13 protein-coding genes are annotated in these 22,470 nt (G+C 39.2%); all 13 read left to right on the top strand.

Going from position 1 to position 22,470, the window contains the following annotated elements; all coding sequences use genetic code 11:
- Positions 1–1,856 precede the first annotated feature (1,856 nt).
- Positions 1,857–4,196: an SdrD B-like domain-containing protein gene (locus tag MJ761_RS06090; protein ID WP_176715113.1), complete on the top strand. Its 2,340-nt coding sequence runs from the start codon at positions 1,857–1,859 to the stop codon at positions 4,194–4,196.
- Positions 4,197–4,918: 722 nt separating this feature from the next.
- Complete coding sequence (locus MJ761_RS06085) at positions 4,919–5,407, top strand: L,D-transpeptidase family protein (protein WP_218060239.1); 489 nt, start codon at positions 4,919–4,921, stop codon at positions 5,405–5,407.
- 1,504 nt (positions 5,408–6,911) lie between these two features.
- On the top strand, positions 6,912–7,772 hold the full coding sequence (locus MJ761_RS06080; protein WP_093093813.1) for a rhodanese-like domain-containing protein: 861 nt from the start codon (positions 6,912–6,914) through the stop codon (positions 7,770–7,772).
- Between the two features lie 38 nt (positions 7,773–7,810).
- On the top strand, positions 7,811–11,614 hold the full coding sequence (locus tag MJ761_RS06075; RefSeq protein WP_093093811.1) for an Ig-like domain-containing protein: 3,804 nt from the start codon (positions 7,811–7,813) through the stop codon (positions 11,612–11,614).
- 121 nt (positions 11,615–11,735) lie between these two features.
- Entirely contained in the window at positions 11,736–15,956 is a 4,221-nt protein-coding gene (locus tag MJ761_RS06070; RefSeq protein ID WP_093093809.1) for an RHS repeat-associated core domain-containing protein, read from the top strand.
- Positions 15,953–16,444, top strand: a complete 492-nt coding sequence (locus tag MJ761_RS06065) for a hypothetical protein (protein WP_093093807.1) — start codon at positions 15,953–15,955, stop codon at positions 16,442–16,444. Before MJ761_RS06070 ends, MJ761_RS06065 begins: the two co-directional genes overlap by 4 nt.
- Before the next feature lie 197 nt (positions 16,445–16,641).
- The gene (locus MJ761_RS06060) at positions 16,642–16,905 is read left to right on the top strand and encodes a hypothetical protein (RefSeq protein WP_093093805.1); all 264 of its coding nucleotides are present in this window, start codon (positions 16,642–16,644) and stop codon (positions 16,903–16,905) included.
- 147 nt (positions 16,906–17,052) lie between these two features.
- Positions 17,053–20,439, top strand: a complete 3,387-nt coding sequence (locus MJ761_RS06055; RefSeq protein ID WP_338054954.1) for an RHS repeat-associated core domain-containing protein — start codon at positions 17,053–17,055, stop codon at positions 20,437–20,439.
- Complete coding sequence (locus MJ761_RS10960; protein WP_369796865.1) at positions 20,436–20,537, top strand: hypothetical protein; 102 nt, start codon at positions 20,436–20,438, stop codon at positions 20,535–20,537. Before MJ761_RS06055 ends, MJ761_RS10960 begins: the two co-directional genes overlap by 4 nt.
- A gap of 55 nt (positions 20,538–20,592) precedes the next feature.
- Positions 20,593–20,988: a DUF4279 domain-containing protein gene (locus MJ761_RS06050; RefSeq protein ID WP_093093801.1), complete on the top strand. Its 396-nt coding sequence runs from the start codon at positions 20,593–20,595 to the stop codon at positions 20,986–20,988.
- 185 nt (positions 20,989–21,173) lie between these two features.
- Entirely contained in the window at positions 21,174–21,353 is a 180-nt protein-coding gene (locus tag MJ761_RS06045; RefSeq protein WP_218060238.1) for a hypothetical protein, read from the top strand.
- Positions 21,350–21,838, top strand: a complete 489-nt coding sequence (locus tag MJ761_RS06040) for a hypothetical protein (RefSeq protein WP_093093797.1) — start codon at positions 21,350–21,352, stop codon at positions 21,836–21,838. The genes MJ761_RS06045 and MJ761_RS06040 overlap by 4 nt, the downstream gene beginning before the upstream one ends.
- A 59-nt stretch (positions 21,839–21,897) precedes the next feature.
- Complete coding sequence (locus MJ761_RS06035; RefSeq protein ID WP_176715112.1) at positions 21,898–22,050, top strand: hypothetical protein; 153 nt, start codon at positions 21,898–21,900, stop codon at positions 22,048–22,050.
- The last annotated feature ends 420 nt before the right edge of the window (positions 22,051–22,470 follow it).

Here is a 22,470-nt window from a genome sequence, read left to right as displayed (position 1 = left end):
CCGTCTGGTAATGCACGTATATACAATGGTTTAAAATAATAGTGTTAATAGTCGCAAGAGGCTAACACTTTGATTAATAAAAAATTAAATTTAATATACCTTGCATGGCATGCAAGAGGTCAGTAGTTCGATTCCGCTTACCTTTGCTAAATAAAATATTGATTAGAAAGGATAATTAGGCGATAGCGGGCGTATAATTTTTTATTTGCTAAAACTATTGTGCGGGTTTTGCGCGGGGTATGCTGTTTTTTTCTAATTATACTGATATTAATTTGACATATCGATTCGACTTCGGCGCCACAGGGAAGTCTGATTCAGAATTCAATTGTTAGTGTCTGCGATTATACTTTTTATTGGTTCAAATTAATGCCATTTTTGTTGTCAGAAATGGTTATTCTAATAACATAATTAAGTATAGTGCCGTTAATATAATCTGTTAAATATGTAATAATATTTAATGATTATTATCGATTTAACAATGCTAAATTATCATTCAAGAAATAGTATTACTTCATTTATCACCCAAGCTAATAACTTATCGTAAAAAACCATATAAATGGTAACATTACTAATAATTGGTTTAAATAATACAGTAACCGAACAACATCTGAAGCAGTTTATCCAGATTAAAACTTGCAAATTAGGCTTAAAAGAGAGTATAGTTAAAAAAATTTTTTAAAATTTAATAGCGTAATATCAGTTTTCCGTACAAAAATATGTTTTAAACATTTTTTTCAATAATGGTTAGTATCTTGGATGGTATGGAAAAGCGAATAACGAGAAATGGAGTTAATATAGATAATTGATAAAGATAATATTAAGCATGAATCTGGTTAATTCAAGCCGCTTTAATTCAGGTAAATTGCTTAACTTACGATATTTTATACCTTAATGAAATATATTGATTTATAGATACAGTTGTTATTTTTAATATTAAGTAACTAAATAGTGCCAGAAAATTTTATAAATAGCTTTTCTATCTACAGATAAAATTATCGTTATGGCAAAATGATTGCGAGTAATTTGCCGACTAGTGGGTTGTGCTGAAAGGTAAGTGAGTAATTTATTATTTTTTCTACATAAAGAGAAAACTTACTCGAAAGTCTAATTTAAACTCAGATTAAACAAACCGTTATTTTGCACTTGTCGATGGTTAAGAAAAATATACTGATGCCAGCTATTAAGCCGAAGCTAAAAAATGCGTTTTTATTCTGATTAAAAATGGAATAACCCTTATATTGCTCATTGCATGGCATAAACGAGCAGACAGTTTTATTTTTATTAGCTGCATTAAAGCACATAATTTGAACAGCTAACGCGCCTTAATCAAGCTTTGGTTGTTATTTTATATACCAATTTCAGGTAAATTTATTTTGCCAGCAGCATTGCCATTGTGCTGGCTTCTGGGTCTGTAAACGAGTTTAGCTAACTGATAGGTAATCTTTAGTGAGGTAATATCGTTTAGCATATTGGAAATTTGCCAATGCTTAATGTCGGTATAGTCTGATGTGAAAACTCACTACACTAATATTCATTATGAATTAATGCGACCTTGATTACTTAAATATAAAAATACCTAAATAAATCAATTTTCTTAAACACAATAATACATGGATATAGCAGATGAAGAATAAAAGAGATTTAAATATAAATTGAAACTAACTCGAAATAATACATTAAAGGGAGAGTAAACAGATAAATGTGCCAATGATACTTCGGTAATGGTTATGTTATTTGTAAATTCAATAAGATAAATAATGATATATAAAGGTTAAATAATGAAGGGTACGTTATTGAAATATTGCAAAGCGTTTTGCCATATATTGACTCTTCTGGCATTTTTTTTCTGTAGCATAATGCCAGCCAGTTCAGTATTCGCGCAAGATGTAGAGTGTGCAGAAGTTAAAATCGTGATTGAGCAGAAACTGTCTTTTGAGCGACAGGCTTTTGATGCACGAATGCTAATTAAAAATGGTCTGGATGATAAGCTGAAAAATATCCGGGTTGAGCTGATTTTTACTGATAAGGATAATCAGCCGGTTGAAGTAACTCAGAAAACTGAGGATAGTAAAGCCAAATTTTTCTATCGTATTAACTCCCTCTCCGGAGTGAATGATATCAGCGGAACAGGTGTGATAACCGCAAAATCCAATGCAGATATTCACTGGCTGATTATACCGGCATATGGAGCGGCTAAAGATAAAGACACACTTTACAATATTGGTGCCAGACTTACCTATGAGCTAAATGGTCAGGAAACCACGGTTGATGTTGCGCCTGATTACGTTGTAGTGAAACCACAGCCATTGCTGACACTGGATTATTTTTTGCCAGGTGAAGTTTATGGTGATGATCCTTTTACTGCGGAGGAGGAACCGCCCGTTCCATTTACTTTGGGTGTACGCGTCAAAAATGAGGGTAAAGGTATTTCCTATAAAACCATGATTGATTCGGCTCAGCCTAAAATTGTGGAAAATAAAAAGAATTTACTGGTTGATTTCAGTATTTTAGGCAGTTATATTGGAAATCAGCCTGCTGGCAAGAGTCTGTTACTGAATTTTGGCGATATCGGTGCGGATGCAGCTACTGTTGGTCGCTGGAATATGACCGCCAGTCTGTCTGGCACATTTACTGATTTTAAGGCAACATTTACCCATGCCGATACTTTAGGTGGTGCAGTTACCAGCCTGTTAAAAGCCACGAATACGCACACATTAATTCATGATGTAAAAGTTGATTTACCTGATAGTGATGATATTGCTGATTTTCTGGCACTTGATGGTGATGTAGTGCGCCTGTACCAATCCAGTGGTGTAGATACAGAAGTAACTGAGCAAAGTAATCACGCTGCTTTAAAAACAGTCAGTGGTAGCTATCAGCTAGATTTTCCAGCTACCAGTGGGTTTGTCTATGCTAAAGTCCCTGATCCTTTTCAGGGTAGCAAGCAGCCGAAAGATGTTGTACGCTCGGATGGCAAACATTTATTAAATGATAATGTTTGGTTATCCAAATCGCGTAATAAAGATCTGTCTTGGTCTTATTATGTGAATGTATTTGATCATAATTCAACCGGAAAATATAATTTATTTGCACATGATAGTGTTCAGGCTCAGGGCATGATTGCTGGTAAAGTCTACAATGATCTGGATGCAAATGGTCTGCTGAATAATGAAGAACCGGGGCTTGATCATATTAAAGTTGTTTTGTCTGGTCAGGATAACGCTGGCAACAGAGTTGATCAGGTTGCTTATACCGATGATTCTGGTAAATTTATTTTCGATAAATTACTGGCTGGCGACTATTCCATCTGGGTTGCCGATGTAGAAGGTATGATTGATGGCCCCGCCATTGCGGGCAGTGCCGGAGGTAATGCGGTAGCCGGAAAAATTGAACATATTGTGCTAACAGACAATATGCATGCAGAAAATAATCTGTTTGCCAAGCAACAAGCTAATCAGCCTTCTGAAGCTGGTAAAGCAGATGTTTCAATGAATATTGAAATAGTACAATGGGATTCTGTATTGCCACAAGATGAGGCTCAGTTATTGCTAACTATTGCCAATCAGGGCACAGGCAGCGCACGCAATATTTATCTGCAGACTAATTTATCTGATAATCTTGAAATTACAGGTCAGAAAATCATAGCGGGCAGTTATAATACTCAGGATGAGCGGATTGATCAGCTTGCATCTGGCGAAAGTACTAAACTATTGCTAACAGTAAAAATAACTGGTGCCGAAAAAGTTGGCCAGTTCACTGCTCGGGTAAATAGTGAGACTGAAGATGCCGATTTAAATAATAATCAGGTTAGCGTTGCTGTCCAATCAGGTGTAGCTGATATTGCGCTGGAAGTTGAAAAACTGCGGCGGATACCTACACTACCTGATGATAGTGTGCAGTTACTATTAACTATCAGCAATAAAGGGCCAATGGATGCACACAATATTTATCTGCAACCTGTTTTAGGCTCTAATCTGCAAATAACCAGCCAGAAAGTACTGATGGGCAATTACAATAAGGCAGAGAAGCGGGTTAATAAGCTGCCATTAGGCGAAGCGGCTATTGTATTGCTAACAATAAAGGTAACTGGAGCCGATGGTAAGGGTGATTTTACTGCCCGAGCGCAGAGCCAGCTCGCCGATCCGGATACAAGTAATAATTCGGTTACACTTCCTGTGTCAGTACATGAGATGTGAAAAATAGCCAATTAAGCCATCTGCGAAGTAGGTTAGTAGTGATTGGTTACTAGGCAGTTGCAAGCTACGAATAAAAGCATTTTAATTCATACCGTAAAATCAGTGCTAATGTCGCCGTTTTTACGGTACTTGATGAAAATGTAGTGATTTATATAAATTCAGTGGCGTGGATACTGAAGTAACCAAGTAAAGTAAACTGGCTGCTCAAAAAGCAGCCAGTTTTTTACTATTTAATTGATCAACACTTGATAGCTGATTAAACAATAAAAATTAATTGATAAACCATCATTTTATAAAAATGCATTCAGAAAACCGTTACATCAATTGTACCGATAGATTAGTGTAAAATTACAATTAAATTAATTTAAGTTCAGATTCTATATCAATAGTATTTACATTTATTCGCTTTTATAATATATAGGCAATATTGCAGCATGAACTAATAGAAATTTTTGTTTATAAATGATTAAACATGATTACCACTGATCTTGTTCAGATAGCGAGAAAAAGATATGTCGAGATTAATCGGAAATCTGTTTTGCCTATCCAGCCTGATATTTTTAATTGCCGCTTTTATTGGATTGTTGGTTGCTAATTTATTCTGAAAGAAAAAAGTTGGTATTAAATCTAGATATAAAAAATTTTTTATTTACAATATTATCTGTTGTCTGCTTAGTTTAATTGTCGGCATTTGCTTTATATTGAAAAATCAGCCAGCGTACTTGGATACAAAATACACTAATAATGATATATTAAACAACCTTGGCAATACCCATCCTGTTATAAATCAGACACAAATTGCCAGCACTAATTTTCCGGTTCCCGGTGATCAACTTTATTTGAGACTATTCAAACAGGAAAGTATACTGGAAATCTGGTATAAACATAAAAATCAGCAATACCAATTATCTAAAACATGGAAAATATGTACTTTCTCTGGTGGTTTAGGGCCTAAAAAAGCGGAAGGAGATGGCAAAAGTCCGGAAGGATTTTATGCTACTCAGAGAAATCTGCTTAATCCAAACAGCAATTATCATCTGGCGTTTAATATTGGCTATCCGAATACCTACGATAGGTCAAAAGGTTATACAGGCAGTTATATCATGATACATGGCAAATGTGTTTCCATTGGCTGTTATGCCATGACAGATAAAGGTATAGAAGAAATCTATGCATTGGTCAGTCAGGCATTAAGTAGTGGTCAGACATAAGTCCCAATACATATTTTTCCGTTCAAAATGCATACGGCCAATATGAAAAAATATCAAGGTTCTGCACACTATGCTTTTTGGCAGGAGTTGAAACCTGCTTATGATATTTTTCAATCTCAACGGCGGATTCCTGATATCAGCGTGCATAATCAGCATTATATTGTCAGGTAATACAAACAGCATTATAGAATTCAAACAGCCCACGGAAATAAATTTTTTCTGTGGCCTTTCTTTCTGATTTGTTATTATTTACTAAAACATATAAGGCTTTTATCTGCTCTGGCTAATACTATAGCCAGAAAAATTAAGCATACTGTGCTAACAGATAATACGCATACAGTAACTAATCTGTTTGCAAAGCATCAAGCTGACCAATTTTCTTTAACTGATAAAGTAAATATTTTTTACCATGCCAATGGTATAAAGAAATTCTGCACTATCTCTAACTTACCAATCCAGATAAAAGCAATAATTGGTTGGTATTATCCATATTTGTTGAGTGACAGATAAAATAGCCAGAAACTTATTATTGCATGTAGTAGACTAGTAATCGTTTTAAGTGATTAAAATCAACAAATCACACGGCCAAGTATTTTTATTGTGAGTAAGCTGGAGGATTCGAGGATTTTTAATTTATTAAATCAGTTAGTGCAAATAATTTGCTTATAAAGAATAAGGTATGATAATATTCATAAACAACTTAGATTAAATTATTGCTATTAAGTAAAAATGAAATTGGTGCTGTAATGCTATATTAATTAGCTACGGTCGATACCCAGTTTGGATTCAGACATAAAAAGAAGATTGAGCGCAAAATACAAAGCTCTGAAATATTCTGATGTTGAATTCTATTAAATTTAATTTTTCAGTACAGCATGTGTTAGCCAAGTGCGGATAGTGCTGATAGCTGAAAAAGGCGTTTTATTATTATTCGAAATTACAGGCTCATTACACTGCAATGGTAAGCAGAATGAATTGAAGTGGATAATAAAGTAAAAACAGACACGCCTTATTGCCAATACTGGCAATGTACATACTGTTAAGGCTATAGAATGAAAGTTCTGGCAATTTGATTAATATTTGAATATAGAGAAATCAGGTTAACCCAGTAATTAAATACTATATGGAAAATTGAAAATTTATTGATTTACCTCAATACTTTCCGATATGCATTTGGTATTAGTATTTGGAATGAATTTTATTATGCTAAATGAATTTTATAATATTGTTAATCAAAAGGTTATATTGGATAAATAATTATCTGGCTAAATTTTTCTACAGCTAACAGACTGTTTATTGTTTCCAAAGTGCGGATAATCTACTTTGTATACTCTATTAGCATAATAATCAGTCTGGTTATGAGATGATTAATATTTTATATGTAATATGGGTATAAAGAACTGAAACATAGCGAATATATGTTCATATTCTTGTGTATACAAAGGCTTTATCTTTGGCCGGATACTAGTTAGGAATCATAAATAAATAATAAAAAGATATAGATATGCTGAAATTCAAACAGATTATTGTATTTTTCGGATTATTAGTTTTTGTTAGCGCCCAGATATTCGCGCAGGATGCTACTACCTGCCAAAATAATGAGCCTGATTCGACAATATTGCCTGTAGCCATAAGCTGGCCTGATAACCGGAATAAACAGCCGCTAGATAAAAAAAACTGGCTAACCATACAGCAGTTGAGTCAGCCGCAGTTGCAGCAAGCAATCTGGGTGGATGTGCGGTCTGGTAATAAGAACGAAGAATCCCGGCTGGATATGCTGGCGATTCCGCTCCACCAATTGTCTGGCGCCAAATTTTTGTTTGATAAACCCGTTATTCTGGTTGGAAGCGGGTTTGATCAGCTATCAGTTAATCAAACCATTAACCGTTTAAGAAAAAAAGGTTTTAAGCATATTTTTGCATTAAATGGTGGTATTTACGAGTGGCAAAAATTACACCAGCCCGCACAGTTGCGCCAGCAGGAAATTACTGCGGAAGAGTTTTTATCCGGAGGCAAAACCATTCACTGGCAGATTATTACCCTAGGCCTGAATGCTGAACAGTTAGCGACATTACCAGAACAACCAGTTAAACAATTTGCACAAACACAAATAACAGCATCAGCACTAAAGCAGTTTATCCGCAATAACGCTAAAAGCAGTGATGATTTTATCCGCTATGTACTGGTTAGCCCAGATGAGCAGACTTTAAAAAGATTGCAACAGCAAATCAGTTTTGCCGATTCGGCCAATATCATTTGGTTGCGAGGGGGAATAACTGCTTATCAGCACTATGTACAACAACAAACAAAATTAAGCAAACATGCCGGACAGAGCCTATCCAGACCTTGCCGGTTGACCATATAACTTATTTAAGGAGCTTTCTGACCAATGAGGGGCACACAATGAATATTTATCAATACTGGAAAAACCGGTTTCCCAGTTTAAACCGGAAAAAACAACAAAAGCATAAAAATAAGCAGAAAAAACCATATGTAATGATTTTTTGTGCATTATGTACAATTGCCTATGCATCAAGCTATGCAGGTACCGACACGCGTCTGAATGGTGACGATATTGTCAGTGGTGCATTACCAATAGGCTTTGATTTTAATTATTATGGCAAAAATTATAATAAATTTTATGTCAGCACTAATGGATTATTGCAATTTGAAAATCCAACAACCAGTTATAGCAATTATTGCCTGCCGGCACTGAATAATACGTTGTATGTATTCTGGGATGATTTAAGAACCAATGTTGCCGGGAAAACTAAAGGAACCATTAAGTACGAAACTCAGGGTGAAGCGCCTGAAAGAAAGCTAATTGTTCAATGGACAAATCAGTATTTTTATGGCTCCAATCTACCTATGGGCACATTTCAGGCTATTTTGTATGAAGGCTCAAACCAGATCAAATATCAATACAGTTCATTAAATGATGATCGCAGTAAAGGCAAAGAAGCCACCATTGGTATACAGGGTATGCGGCCAAGCAATGTGCAGATAGGTTGCAATAAGGCTGATACAATCAAACCAGAACAGGCAATTTTATTTACGCCTAATGGTGATTTAACCGATTACAGTAAAGATGAAAATGCCGAATATGAATTTATTGATATCTCGGGGTTAACGCCACCGGCGCCAAAACCAGCTGCCCGCTATAGCAATCAGGCACCAGCTTGGTCATGGCATAAAATTGATACACTTAATACTTGGGAAATCGAAGTTCAAGATGCTTCTGGTAATTCCATTCATAAAGAAATATTGAACAATGTCAATCAGTTTACTTTCAATGATGGCTTGCAGAATGGCAAATCTTATCGTGCCCGAGTAAGGGGAAGTATTAATAACGGCGGTACATGGGAGCCATGGTCTGTACGATCTGGCACTACCACGATTGATACTACCAAGCCAGATATTGAGCTGAATAAATTTAATCGCGTTAATGACAGTGCGGTTCGAATTAGTTACACCAGCAACGATAACCTGAGCGGGATTGCTTCAGTACATCTACAGATAGCAAATAATCCCGATTTTAATCAGCCATTGGTAGATAAAGACATTAATGTTCAAGCCAATAGTGTGCAGATTGATAATATGCCATCTACTGGTGCCTTATATGCCCGTCTGAATGCGATTGATAAAGCCGGTAACAGCTCTGGCTACACTCAGGCTGCAGCTATTGTTCTTACACCACCAGTATTGATCAGTCCGGTTACCCAGACAAAGGTTAAAACTGCCCAATTAAAGGTACGGGGTACAGCCGAATCTGGTAGTAAAGTACAGTTATATCTGAATAACCAAGCAGTTGGTCAGCCTGTTGTCGTAGATGCCCAAGGCTATTTTAATCAGGATGTCCAGTTAAACAAAGAAGGTAGTTACCGCCTGCATGCCGTAGGGCAAAATGATTATGGCCACAGTGAACCCAGCGCAGCAGTATCATTTGATTTTGCCTTGCCTACACCTACCGGTATCATTACCACACCCGGCGATAATCAAACCCTTGCCGCTCCGGTAGATATTCAGGTAGATGCAGCAGATGAGTTAGGTATCGAAAAAGTTGAGCTGCTGGTTGATGACAAACGTTTTGCCACACTGACAGAACGTCCCTATCAGGCACACTGGCCACTTACCATGCAGGATAACGGTAGCCATAAACTAACAGCAAAAGTCACCAATACCAGTGGCAAAACAGTTACCAGTACACGCACCGTCAAGGTCAAAATAGAACCGCCGGCACCACCACCTACACCTTATACCGGTAAAATTACCACAATCAGCCCGGCTGTCAGCTATGGCCCGCAGCCAGTTACCATTACTGGTCAGGCACTGTATCGTGCTGATAATACGGCCGCAGCCAATGTTCCGCTGAAGCTGGTATTGAATGTAAAAGGCTTTGAGCGAAAAATGGCGGTTGCCACAGATGAAAATGGCCATTTTTCCTATACCTTTACTCCTCAGGAGTCTGATTCGGGAACTTATCAGGTAGGTATTATTCACCCTGATGAAAAAACTGTTACCCATCAGGGCAGCTTTGCCATTAACCGGATTGCCTTTAATATTCAGGGCTATCAGCTTAAAGCACCGCGTACTATTACCACACCGATACAAGTTAATGCTACAGCCAGTACCGGTGCGAAAAAATTGCGCTGGGTGCTTGCGCCTGAGAATCAGCCAGATGGCGTGTTACCACAAGGCATCAATATCCAGACTGAAGCAGTAGATATTGCGCCCGGCCAAAGCAGCACTACAACAATTAAATTTACTGCAGATAATAGTGCTGCAGAAAAAGGCAGCTTGTATCTGGTTGCGTTTGCCGAAGATTCAGGTGATCTGATACGGGGTAAATTACAGATTAATTATCAGCTTGGCCAGCCCATGCCCGATCTGTATGCATCTCCAAGCTATATTCAGACAGGCTTACAGCAGAATACAAGTACCACAGCCAATGTCAGCGTAGGCAATAAGGGTTTGGCGAAAGCTGAAAATGTTCAGATAGAGCTAGTAGATAAACAGGGTAATCCTGCACCGAGCTGGGTATTTATTGCCAGTGATAAAAATATTGACGCCATTGCGGTAGATGAAAAAGTCCCCGTACAAATCATGGCACAACCAGATAACAGCATTGCAGACGGCATCTACAACTTTATCATCCGAGTGTCTACAGGCGGCAAACTTTCCGGCACCATTCCGGTAAGCATTTCTGTTACCCAGAGTGGACAAGGCATTGTCCAGTTTGATGTGGCTGATATTTATACAGCCACACTGGATGCACAAGGCCAGCCAATTAAAGGCGTTAAAGGGGCAACCATCAAATTGCAGAATGATGGCGTATTAACTGAACAGTATACCCTTAATACTGATAAAGATGGCATTGCCTCATTAAGTAAACTGCCAGCAGGTATCTACCGCTATCGGGTTAGTGCACCTAATCATATGGATGCCAGTGGCCGTATAGTCATTCAGCCCGACAGCACCACCAATCAGCACGTTTTTCTGGAATACCAAACAGTAAATGTTGAATTTAATGTAACCGAAACCACCATAAAAGATGTCTATGACATTAACGTGAATGCCTCATTCAATACACAGGTACCAGCGCCGGTAATCCTGTTGGAACCACTATCCATCAACCTTGGTGGTATGCAGGTTGGAGAAGAAAAAACCGGTCAGATTACAGTAAGTAATTATGGACTGGTACAGGCTGATAAAGTCATTTTAAATCTGCCTCAAACAGATTCCAGATTCAAGTATGAATTTTTTGGAAAAGTGCCTAGTGAGCTTAAATCAAAAGAAAAAGTAATTATTGATTATAAAGTTACTGCTATAAATCCAAGACCATCGTCATCTTCAGGGACTGGAGTTAATACACCGTCAGATCCATTACACCCAGCACCGTCAGATCCGGCAGATGATGAGAATGATTGCACTTCTTACGAAGCCAGTTATACGGAAACACACCAAAGTGAATGCCCTAGTGGAGACATTTCCAAAGGCAGCAGCAGCGGACGCTTCTATCAGTACTCTGGTAAAAAATGTTCTACCAAAAGTACCAGCTGGGGTTGGGCTGGCGGTGGTTCACTAGGCGGTGGTGGCGGCAGCTTTGGTAGCAGTGGTGCCGGTTCACCAGCAGCTATGCCTATTACTCCAGGCTGTACACCAGATGCACCATGTAGCTCAGGAGGTGCAGGTAGTGGATCTAACTAATTACGGCGAATTAAATATCAAATAATTTTATACAAAGGGTCAAATCGTGAAAGTAAAAAACACTAAACGATACCGGAGCAGATGGATAGACAGATTGCTCGGGTTCTGTAGCATTATTTTCATGCTACTGGTGGTATTGCCGCAAATGGTCTATGCCAAAGTCAGATTACCAAATACCGAATATACCGAAAACAATATTGACATGCGAGTGAAGGTACTCGGTGGCGAAGTTAAACTCAACCGTACCTGGGAAAACGGACGCTGGTACCTTAATCCGGCGTGGGCAGAGCTACGCTTCGTACTCGATCCACTCGATAGCAGCGTCAAAACTATTGATCGCGCTGGTACGCTATACCAGCGCAGTGGTACGGTTGATCTGTACACCTATTATCAGGCATCAATCAGAAAAACAGATAACGGCTGGCGCTGGACAGATCCGCAAGGCAACTGGATTAACTATGACAGCAAGGGGAGACCATTGGACTATGGCAATGCCAGTAATGTCAAAGTCAGTTTTGAGCTCGATAAAGATGGCCGACGCAAAGCCATTAAAGACCACAACGGTGAGCTGGTTTATAGTCTTGACTATGATAACCAAGAACACCTGATCAAAGCCACCGACCGCAGCGGGCGTAGCGTGAGCTATAACTGGTCAGGTGACAAGCTAACCCAAGTTACCGATGTCATGGGTAACAAGTGGAAGTATGGTTACGACAACAATGGCCAGCTCAATAGCAAAATTGAGCCCGATGGTGGCGTCACCAAAATTGATTACGTCCTGTCCGTACCCACCCGCAGAATGGTCATGAGCAGTGGCAAAACCGGAGGCGTTGTCTCGCACAGTGCCGTAGTCAGCACCGGCGCAGCCGATCATGAAAACAAACTGGCGCGCGTAGGTAAAATTACAGCGCAGACTGGCGCCGTAACCGTCTACAACACCGAATACAATCGTGTTAACAAACAATACACCATTACCGTTACTGATCCACTTGGCATCAAAACCGTTAGTGTATTTGACTCACAAGGTCGCCAACTGTCGAAGACAGTTAATAACGAACTGAAACAGAGTATCCAAAGAGATACGGCTACCAGACAGGTAAAAGTACTGAATGAACGTGGTATTGCAACCACCGTTCAGGAGGACAGTGAAGAAAGGCCAATCAAAGTTACAGCAGCCGATGGCAGCAGTGAAAGCTTCCAATATAATAGCAAAGGCATGCTAACAGATTATATTGATGCTGCCGGCAATATAACCAAACTACAATACAACGACCAGAACAAACTGACTCAAACCATTCTGGCTAAAGGAAAGCCTGAGCAACGAATTGTCTCGTGGGAATATGATCAGTATGGCCAGGCGACTAGCATAAAAATAGGTGAAAAACAGCAGATAAAACAGCAACAAACCTATGATCAGTATGGCAATATCAGCAGTTACACCGATGCTAACGACAACACCTATCAGTTTACCCATAATGTTCAGGGACAAGTAACCAGTGTTAAAACACCAGAAAATAATATCTGGCAGTTGCACTACAATGCAGCTGGTATTCCCGAGCAAGCTATCGACCCACAAGGGCGGATAACAAAATATACTAGTGATGCCCTTGGGCGGATTACACAGATAACCGATCCACTGGGTAATACCACCAGCTACAGCTATCAGTACAATAGTCAGGGCTGGCAGATAAAAGCTACCGATGCACTGAATCAAACCTACACCTATAACTATGATCTGGTTGGAAAGCCCGTCAGTGTTATATCACCGTCTGGTTTAGAAGTTAAACAAAACTATGATAAACAGGGCAGACCCAAAAGCCAGCAAGATGCGGCTGGCAACATCACATCCGTAGAGTATGGTAGCAAAGGCAGTGGTCTAGACGGCCTGATTGTTAAAACCCTGTATCCAACCTATACCGAAACATATAACTACAATGCAATAGGTTTGCCTACCAGCATCAGTCAAGTACTGGATAACAATACCCGCCTGATGACCAGCATCAGCTATAACAAACAGGGTTTACCTGTCAGTATTACCAATCCTGATAACAGCACCGTATTGAACCATTATGATGCTTATGGCAATATCATCAAAACCATAAATGCATTGGGTGGCGAAACTACCAATAGCTGGGATGAATCAGGTAATCTTACCAGCATTACTGACGCAGCAGGCCGTAGCTATACATTCAGCTATGACAACAAGGGTAACCTGATTAAAGAAACCAGAGCATCGGGTAATCAGAAAGTATACACCTATAATGCTGTTGATCAACTAATCAAGCAAAAAGATGCCAATGGCAATGAAATACAGTATCAATATGATCAAACAGGCAACCTGATTGAAGAAAGCCATTTTGTCAAAGACCAGACTACTGCTGTCCAGCGCATTACTTATAGTTACAACGATGCCGGCCAGCTTACCGGTGTGAACCAGAGTGGCGATACCCAAAGCAGCTTTAACTACATACTGGACAAACTTGGTCGCAGAATAAAAGAAACCATTACCTATCAGAGCAATAACCAAAAAATAAGCAAAGAATTAAAATATAGCTATGATGCTGATGGCAATCTGGCCAGCATTACCTATCCAGATAACAGCGTAGTTCAATATCATTATGCACAGGGACAACTGCAACAAGTACAGCTACCCAATGGCGAACAAATAACCTGGGATCGTTATCGCTGGAATCAGCCTGAAAGTATTACCACTCCGGGCAGCCAAACCAGCATAAGCTATACCGCATTACAGCAGCCACTGAGCATACGGGTTACCAATGCAGATAACAAAATTCTGCTCCAGCGTGACTATCAGTACGACAAATCTGGCAATATTATTCAGAGTAATACTGAACAAGGTATTATCGATTATCGCTATGATGCATTGGATCGCTTAACCCAAATCAATCCGGATCAGAGCCTGCAACAAAAAGGCCTGCCGGTAGAATCCTATAGCTATGATGCCACCGGTAACCGTACCGGCAGTGCCCATCAGACAGGAGAATGGCAATACAACAGCAATGGCCAGCTAACCCAATGGGGCGAAGGTAAGCAGCAGACAGCACTGAGCTATGATGCCACCGGCAACTTAATTAGCGAACAGCTAAATGGTAAACAGCGCAGTTATCAGTACGATAGTATCAATCAACTGATCAGTATTCAGGACAATGATACAGAAAAAGCACACTACCAGTACGACCCGTTTGGCCGCCGCATCAGCAAAACAGTAAATGGTGAAACTACCTATTACCTGTATAGCGATGAAGGCCTGATAGCCGAGCTAGATCAGAATGGCACAATGCAAGTAGCGTATGGCTGGATGCCGGATACCGTATGGGGAACCAGCCCATTGTGGCAGGCCAGTCTGGACAATAACCAAACCTTAAAAAACGCAGACTATCACTACCTGATAACCGATTATCTGGGTACCCCGCAGCTGGCAGTAAACTCAAGAGGGCAGCAGACATGGAAAGGTATTGCCGATGCCTTTGGTAATACCCAACTGGATCCAGATAACCAGATTACCCTGAATTTGCGTCAACCTGGGCAGTATTATGATCAGGAAAGCGGCTTATATTACAACTTAGCCCGACATTATAACCCGCAGACAGGTCGCTATATAGAAGCAGATCCACTAGGTGTAATAGGAGGATTGAATCTGTATGGCTATGCCAATGCTAATCCATTGAAGTATGCCGACCCATATGGTTTATGGAGTATGGATGACACTTGGGGATTTATTTACGATACTACTGGTTGGGTGCCCTCTCAAGGACTTGTAGATTGTCTTGCAGGATATTGGGACTACATGAGCTTTGGGGCAACCGAATGGTTGAGAGATAAAACTAATGTAGGTGGTGTAGACAAATGCTCAGATGCATATCGATATTGTACTTATATTGGTATGGCACAGGATGCAGTTACGTTAGGGCGTGCTGCATTTGGGTTCGGGCGTGCTGTAAAAATTTATAGAGGTTATGGGAAAGCAAATAAAGAATTTTTAAATTATGTAAAAAATACTAAAGAAAAGCCTGCAGCAGTAGTTGTAGCCGTGGATAAAAATACAGGAAAACATGCTTTGAATACAAATGGCGATATCCCAGAAAAAGTAGCTCCCGAATTAAAAGACATGGCGGATAAATTGGGAGGATTGGGAACAAAAACTAAATGTGGTAACATAGTAGGGCGTTGCGCCGAATTTCGTGCTGCTAATGACTTAATGCTACAAAACCCTCGGCTTAAAGCAAAGGACATTGATATTTCTGGGGCTTGGCGCCCTAGGAAATTGAAGCCTGTAAAACGGTGTGATAATTGTACAGCTATGTTTGGACCTGAGTTATGAATATGAAAATTATAGAAAATTCTGTTGATGGATGGGATGGATGGGATATATGGGATTTAGATTGGTATGCTGTATTTAATAACAACTATTTAGCCCATTTTACTTCAGGAGGTACATGTGCAGTTCCTAAAACAGTAAGAAAATCTAAAATTAATTATGATAAATTATTCGATTATTTCGATAATTTAGATAATCATTGTAAAGTTGATATTATAGAAAGTCATTTACCTGATTTTACTGAACCTGGTGCATTTTTACTTAAAGATATAGAAGAAAGAAAAAAAGCTTGTTTGCATTCGTATGTTGAAGCTGCATCGAAAGGTTTATTTAGCTATGATATTGACTTTGAAACAAATACTTATTTTTTAGTAGCGAAACCAACTACTCCATTAACATTGTTAGAATTACCAATGGATGTGAGACATATAATACATAAACTGCCGGCAACAATTCAACCAGGAGCTCTTACCATATCACAAATAGAATGAAATCAGAGTTATTAATAAATTAAATCTTAATACATGTTTTAGGCATATCCCAGTTTAAAACTGGGATTAATATGATATAAGCTATTTAAAATTATTGTCACAGAACTTTATATGAGCTTTTATCATGAACAACTCTAATGAACAATAATGGCCTAGTTTATAAATTGATATGAGTCTTAAAGGATGAGGATTAGTATATGCCAAAAGTTCAGTGTAGATGTGGATTTATTATGCGTATTCATACGTTGGAGGAAGATTTCGTTTATGATTTAATTTCTGATAATGATTTATGGAATATAATTGATACATGGTCTAAGAATGAGAAATTTACATCAGAAGATTTTTTAAGTGCTTTTAACAGTAAGAGTTTTGAAGTCTATAAATGTCCATCTTGTGAAAGATTATATATTGAAGAATCTCCAGGATCTTGTGATCTTGATCGTTATATAAAAGAAACATAAAAATTAGTAGTTTTAAAATCCCAGTACTTAAGTACTGGGATTTTAGTTTGAATAATAAATAATTTGTAACTTATATATTAGCCCTATCCCCTAAAATAGTACTGTATAAAAATAGAAAATTCTATTATTAATCAACAGAGTATTTAAATTAGCTATAACTGGTCAGGAGATCGCCTGACTCAGGTTACCGATGTTATGGGTAATGTGTGGAAGTATGGTTACGACAACAACGGCCAGCTCACCAGTCGCACCGATCCCGATGGCGGCGTTATCAAAATTGATTACGTCCTGTCCGTACCCACCCGCAGAATAGCCATGAGCAGCGGCAAAGCCGGAGGCGTTGTCTCGCACAGTGCCGTAGTCAGCACCGGCGCAGCCGATCATGAAAACAAACTGGCGCGGGTAGGCAAAATCACCAGCAAAACCGGAGCAGTAACCGTCTACAACACCGAATACAACCGCGTAAACAAACAATACACCATCACCGTAAACGATCCGGCAGGCCAAAAAACCGTCACCGTATTTGACAGCAACGGGCGCGTACTGAGCGAAAGCATCAATGGCAACCTCACTGCCAGCTATCAGCGCGATAGTGCCAACAACATCGTCAAATACACCGACGAACGTGGACAAGTAACCACCACCCAGTATAACCAGGCCGACTACCCGATTAAAATCACCTATCCAAATGGAGCCACCGAAGAATATCAATACAACCAGGCCAACAAACCGATAAAACAGACCAACGCCAAAGGCGACAGCATCACCTTTGAATACAACGCAGCCAACCAGCCGACCAAAATCACCTATGCAGCCGGCAAACCCGAACAGCGCGTAGTCAACTTCGAGTACGACAGTCTGGGGCAGCAGACCAAAGCCACCATAGCCAGCGGCAAACAGAGCATCAGCCTGCAACAGAGCTTCGACCGTTACGGCAACATAGCCAGCTATACCGACGGCAAAGGGCAGCAATACCACTACAGCTACAACATCCAGGGACAGCCAACCCAAATACAGAACCCATTACAGCAGAAATGGCAACTGGGTTATGACGCAGCTGGTCATCTATCCATTATTTCAGATCCCTTGAATCATACAACTAGTTTTTCTCGGGATATGATGGGGAGGGTTACCAAAGTAGTTGACCCTTTGAATAATCTAACTCAATATATTTACTCATTTAATCAGAATGGGGAAGAAATTAAGCAAATTAATGCATTAGGTGAAACTATTAGTTATTATTATGATATATCGAATAGACCAGTAAAGAAAATAATACCATCTGGGTTAGAAAGAATTAAAAGCTATGATAGTAAAGGTAGATTAACTCAACAGACGGATTACAGTGGTAATCAGTTTAAGTATGAATATAGTACCGCTGGTACCAGCCAGGCCGGCCTATTGACCAAAATCAACTACCCGACCTATAGCGAAAACTATACCTACGACAACATGGGTAACACCATCAGCGTAACCCAGCTACTGGACAACAACACCCAACTGAGCAGCCATAGCAGCTACGACCAACTGGGACAGCTCATCAGCCAGACAGATGCCGCCAACCGTACCAGCCAGAGCGAATACAACGCCCTAGGACAGCTTAGCGCAAACATAGACGCACTATCTGGAAAAACCCAGTACCAATACGACCTGTTCAGCAACCTCACCGGCCTTACCGACCCCAATGGCAACCAGTATCACTTCACCTATGATCAGAACAACAACCTGATCAAAGAAACCAAAACACTGGGCAACAATATTGAATACAGCTACAACCAAGCCAACCAGCTGATAGAACAGAAACAGACCAATGGCAATCGCATACAGTATCAATACGATGCTGTCGGCAACATCAGCCAGCAAAACTACATCGCCGCTGGACAAGACACAGCTGAACAGACAGTCAGCTACCAATATAACGCCAACAACCAACTGATAGACGTACAGCAGAGTGGCCACACCAACAGCCACTTCACCTATCAGCGCGATGCATTAGGCCGAGTAGTGCAGGAAACCATCAGCTATGGCAACCTCAAACAAACCCTCAAATACAGCTACGATACCGATGGCAATCTGGCCAGCATCACCTATCCAGATAACAGCACCGCAAGCTACAGCTATGCCAACGACCAACTACAAAAAACCGTACTGCCCAACGGAGAAGAAATCAACTGGCGTAACTACCAGTGGAACCAACCCCGCAGCATCACCTATCCACAGGCAGAACAAACCAACAGCTACGATGCCTTACAGCGGCCAGTACAAATAAAACTAAGCAGCAAAGGGCAGACCTTACTGGAACGTAACTACAGCTACGACAAAGTAAGCAACATCAGCCGCATCCAGACCGAAAAAGGCGGCAGCAGCTACCAGTATGACCCACTGGACAGACTAACCCAAGTCAAACCGGATAGCGAAACCACCAACCAGCGCGCCGAATCCTACAGCTACGATGCCATCGGAAACCGCATAGGCAGCGCCCAGCAGGCAGGCGAGTGGCAGTACAACGACCTCAACCAGCTAATCAAATGGGGAGAAGGCAAACAACAGACCAGCTTAACCTATACCGCCAATGGTCAACTGTCCACAGAAGAAAGTGGCAATAAAAAACTCAGCTACAGCTACAACGCAGCCGAACGCCTGAGCAAAGTCAGCAACGACACAAGAGAAATAGCCAGCTACCAATACGACCCGTTTGGGCGGCGTATCAGCAAAACCGTAAACGGCGAGACCACCTACTATATCTACAGCAGCGAAGGCCTGCTAGCCGAACTGGATCAGAATGGCAAAATGCGCGTAGCGTACGGTTGGAAGCCAGACAGCGATTGGGGTACCAGCCCCTTATGGCAGGCTAATCTGAGCGAAGGTCAGACCCTGAAAAATGCCAGCTATCACTACCTGATAAGCGACCATCTGGGCACCCCGCAACTGGCCATAAACAGCGCCGGAGAACAGAGCTGGAAAATCAATAGCGATGCATTTGGCAACAGCGAACTGGACGCAAACAACCAGATCACCATGAACCTGCGGTTTCCGGGACAATACTACGATGCAGAGACCGGACTGTCATATAACTACTTCCGTGATTACGATGCGAAGACTGGGCGGTATATCCAGAGTGATCCGATAGGGCTGGCGGGAGGAATAAACACCTATGGTTATGTAGGTGGGAATCCACTGGTATACAGTGATCCGACTGGGGAGATTGCTCCGGCGGTAGTTGCAGGAGCAGGAGTTGCAACAGCAGGGATACGACTATGTGCAGCCAATCCAGCTTGCAGATATCTGGCAAAAGAAGCAATCAGATGGGGTGCTAAAAGTTTAATTACACCCCCAATATTTAATGATAAGGCAGATGATGACTGTAGAGATGAAAATGTAGAAATAAATGACGCAAGTAGCCATAATATAATAGGAGGGGCACCAAATCCGCCTGATCCTGATGATCAGGATAATGGAGAGGATAAACCTAAAGACCTAAAAAAGTTGATGACAAATATCTTAAGCAAAGAGGTCATAATGGTCATGAAATAAAACAGGAATTTTTAGGACGCAACGCAGAGATTAAACGCTATGATATATATGTCGATAAAAAATCTGGAAAGTTGTGGATTTTAAGAAAAAAGAAATAAAGGAAGTAAAGAAAGTGGCATCCCTACAGGTTATATTTTATAAAGGTATTTAAATATGGAAACGACATCCGTGAAAGTTGCTTTTGACATTTATGGTGAACATTTTCAACCGAGTGCTATAACAGATCTTTTAAATGTTCTTCCAAATAGTACAATAATCAAGGGGATTGTTCCTGAAGGAAAAAATTGGCCGGCAGTAGAAACAATGTGGTCTATAGACACTGGCTATGAAAAATCAGACGATATTAATATCCAATTAAAAAAAATAATTGGTTTAATACAAGATAAAGAAGATATTCTAAATCGAATAAGGTCTGAGCTAAATATAGATATGCTTTTTGATGTAGTTATTCGTTTGGAAAATGATGAATATCCTGTAATGCGGTTAAAACCCGATGTATTGAAATTCATAGCAAGTATCAGTGCTGATATAGATTTTAATGTATACTGATAAAAATATATATCTCACAAATTAGTAAATCAATAAACCTACTTTTTAAAAAAAGTGGGTTTATTGATTGTTGCTATGTTGAAATAAATGATGCAAATATAGAAGGAGCACCAAATTCGCCTGACCCTGATGATGATAAATATACAGACTATAAAAAGAAATTAAGAAAAAGAGATAAAATTGATTTGAAAAGATTTAATCAAAGACTAAAAGGTGACGATTATACTGACCCGAAAACAGGATGGAAAATTTCACCAGATAAGGCTAGAGATAGGGGACATGGTGGAAGTTATTGGAAGCTATATAATAAAAAAGGTGTTAGAATTGGTACACTTAGTAAAGAAGGGAAATATTTAAGAGAATGAAAAATGCAATTGATAAATTAATAAAAATTGATTTTCAAAATTTTGATTTCTTATTAAAAGATTATTTTATTTTTAGTATCTCTATTTTTGATCACATTCTGAATGAAGAAGAATATATTAATGCATATTTAGTCTCTTATGCAGATACTAGAAATAATATAGAGAAGAAAATTCTATTTAATAGAATCAAAAGAAAATTTGTTTTTATATATAAAATTTTGTTTAAATTATCAAAAGGAAATGTAATAGCTATAATTGATGAAAGACCTAGGAAAATTGAATCATTTAACAATTATATGTACTTAATAAATAATATTCTTAAAGAAAAAAAACTATGTATATTGACTTACCCATCATTGGGCTGTATCACTACTACTGGATATGATTTAACACACCAATTTTTGATTCAAAAGAACAAGATTTTGTTAAAAAGAAAAATTGACAGGATAATAAAAAAGATCGGGTTAAAAATAATTAAGTATTAATTTAATATATAATTATTAATTTTTATAAATATTGTTGAGTGACTATAACAGGAGATAAAATGAATTATCCAGATGATAATGAAATAAAGGTAGGAAATACATTTAGTTTAGAAGGAGAAATGACTGGTCTATTATTATGCTATTTGATTAAAAAGATTATTTTCTTAAATTTTATTATGAATAATGGATATATTTATGTAAAGTTGGAATAATGATAGATACTGATGTTGCCGGTTTAATTCATTATTCTGAAACAAACCCTAATTTTAACTTATTAAAAAGAAAAACTTTTAATAGATTAAAGAGATGTATATTTTAGTTGAAAATTAAATATAATTATCCCGCAATATTTACTATATTGCGGGATAATTTTTAAATGTTTAATTTAAAGTTGAAACTTTAGCTATAACGCCGCAGAGCGACTGAGTAAAGTCAGCAACACCAGCGGAGAAATAGCCAGCTACAAATATGACCCGTTTGGTCGGCGTATCAGCAAAACCGTAAACGGCGAGACCACCTACTGGAATGGCAACACCTATTCAAACAACAAAATTAAGGGGTAGCCGTTTGTTAAATTCTACCGGAGGCAAATAGCCCAACGACGAATGTAACCGTTTATGATTGTACCAATA

It is taken from the genome of Snodgrassella communis, assembly GCF_914768045.1.
Taxonomy (GTDB): Bacteria; Pseudomonadota; Gammaproteobacteria; order Burkholderiales; family Neisseriaceae; genus Snodgrassella; species Snodgrassella communis.
The sequence above is the reverse complement of the archived record's forward strand: the minus strand, read 5'-3'. Positions and strand labels throughout refer to the sequence as shown.

Bases quoted from the DNA above. Each gene is read 5' to 3' on its own strand.
- MJ761_RS06090 (WP_176715113.1), top strand. From the start codon at position 1,857: ATGCCAGCCAGTTCAGTATTCGCGCAAGATGTAGAGTGTGCAGAAGTT.
- MJ761_RS06080 (WP_093093813.1), top strand. From the start codon at position 6,912: ATGCTGAAATTCAAACAGATTATTGTATTTTTCGGATTATTAGTTTTT.
- MJ761_RS06075 (WP_093093811.1), top strand. From the start codon at position 7,811: ATGAATATTTATCAATACTGGAAAAACCGGTTTCCCAGTTTAAACCGG.
- MJ761_RS06070 (WP_093093809.1), top strand. From the start codon at position 11,736: ATGCTACTGGTGGTATTGCCGCAAATGGTCTATGCCAAAGTCAGATTA.
- MJ761_RS06065 (WP_093093807.1), top strand. From the start codon at position 15,953: ATGAATATGAAAATTATAGAAAATTCTGTTGATGGATGGGATGGATGG.
- MJ761_RS06060 (WP_093093805.1), top strand. From the start codon at position 16,642: ATGCCAAAAGTTCAGTGTAGATGTGGATTTATTATGCGTATTCATACG.
- MJ761_RS06050 (WP_093093801.1), top strand. From the start codon at position 20,593: ATGGAAACGACATCCGTGAAAGTTGCTTTTGACATTTATGGTGAACAT.
- MJ761_RS06040 (WP_093093797.1), top strand. From the start codon at position 21,350: ATGAAAAATGCAATTGATAAATTAATAAAAATTGATTTTCAAAATTTT.
- MJ761_RS06035 (WP_176715112.1), top strand. From the start codon at position 21,898: ATGAATTATCCAGATGATAATGAAATAAAGGTAGGAAATACATTTAGT.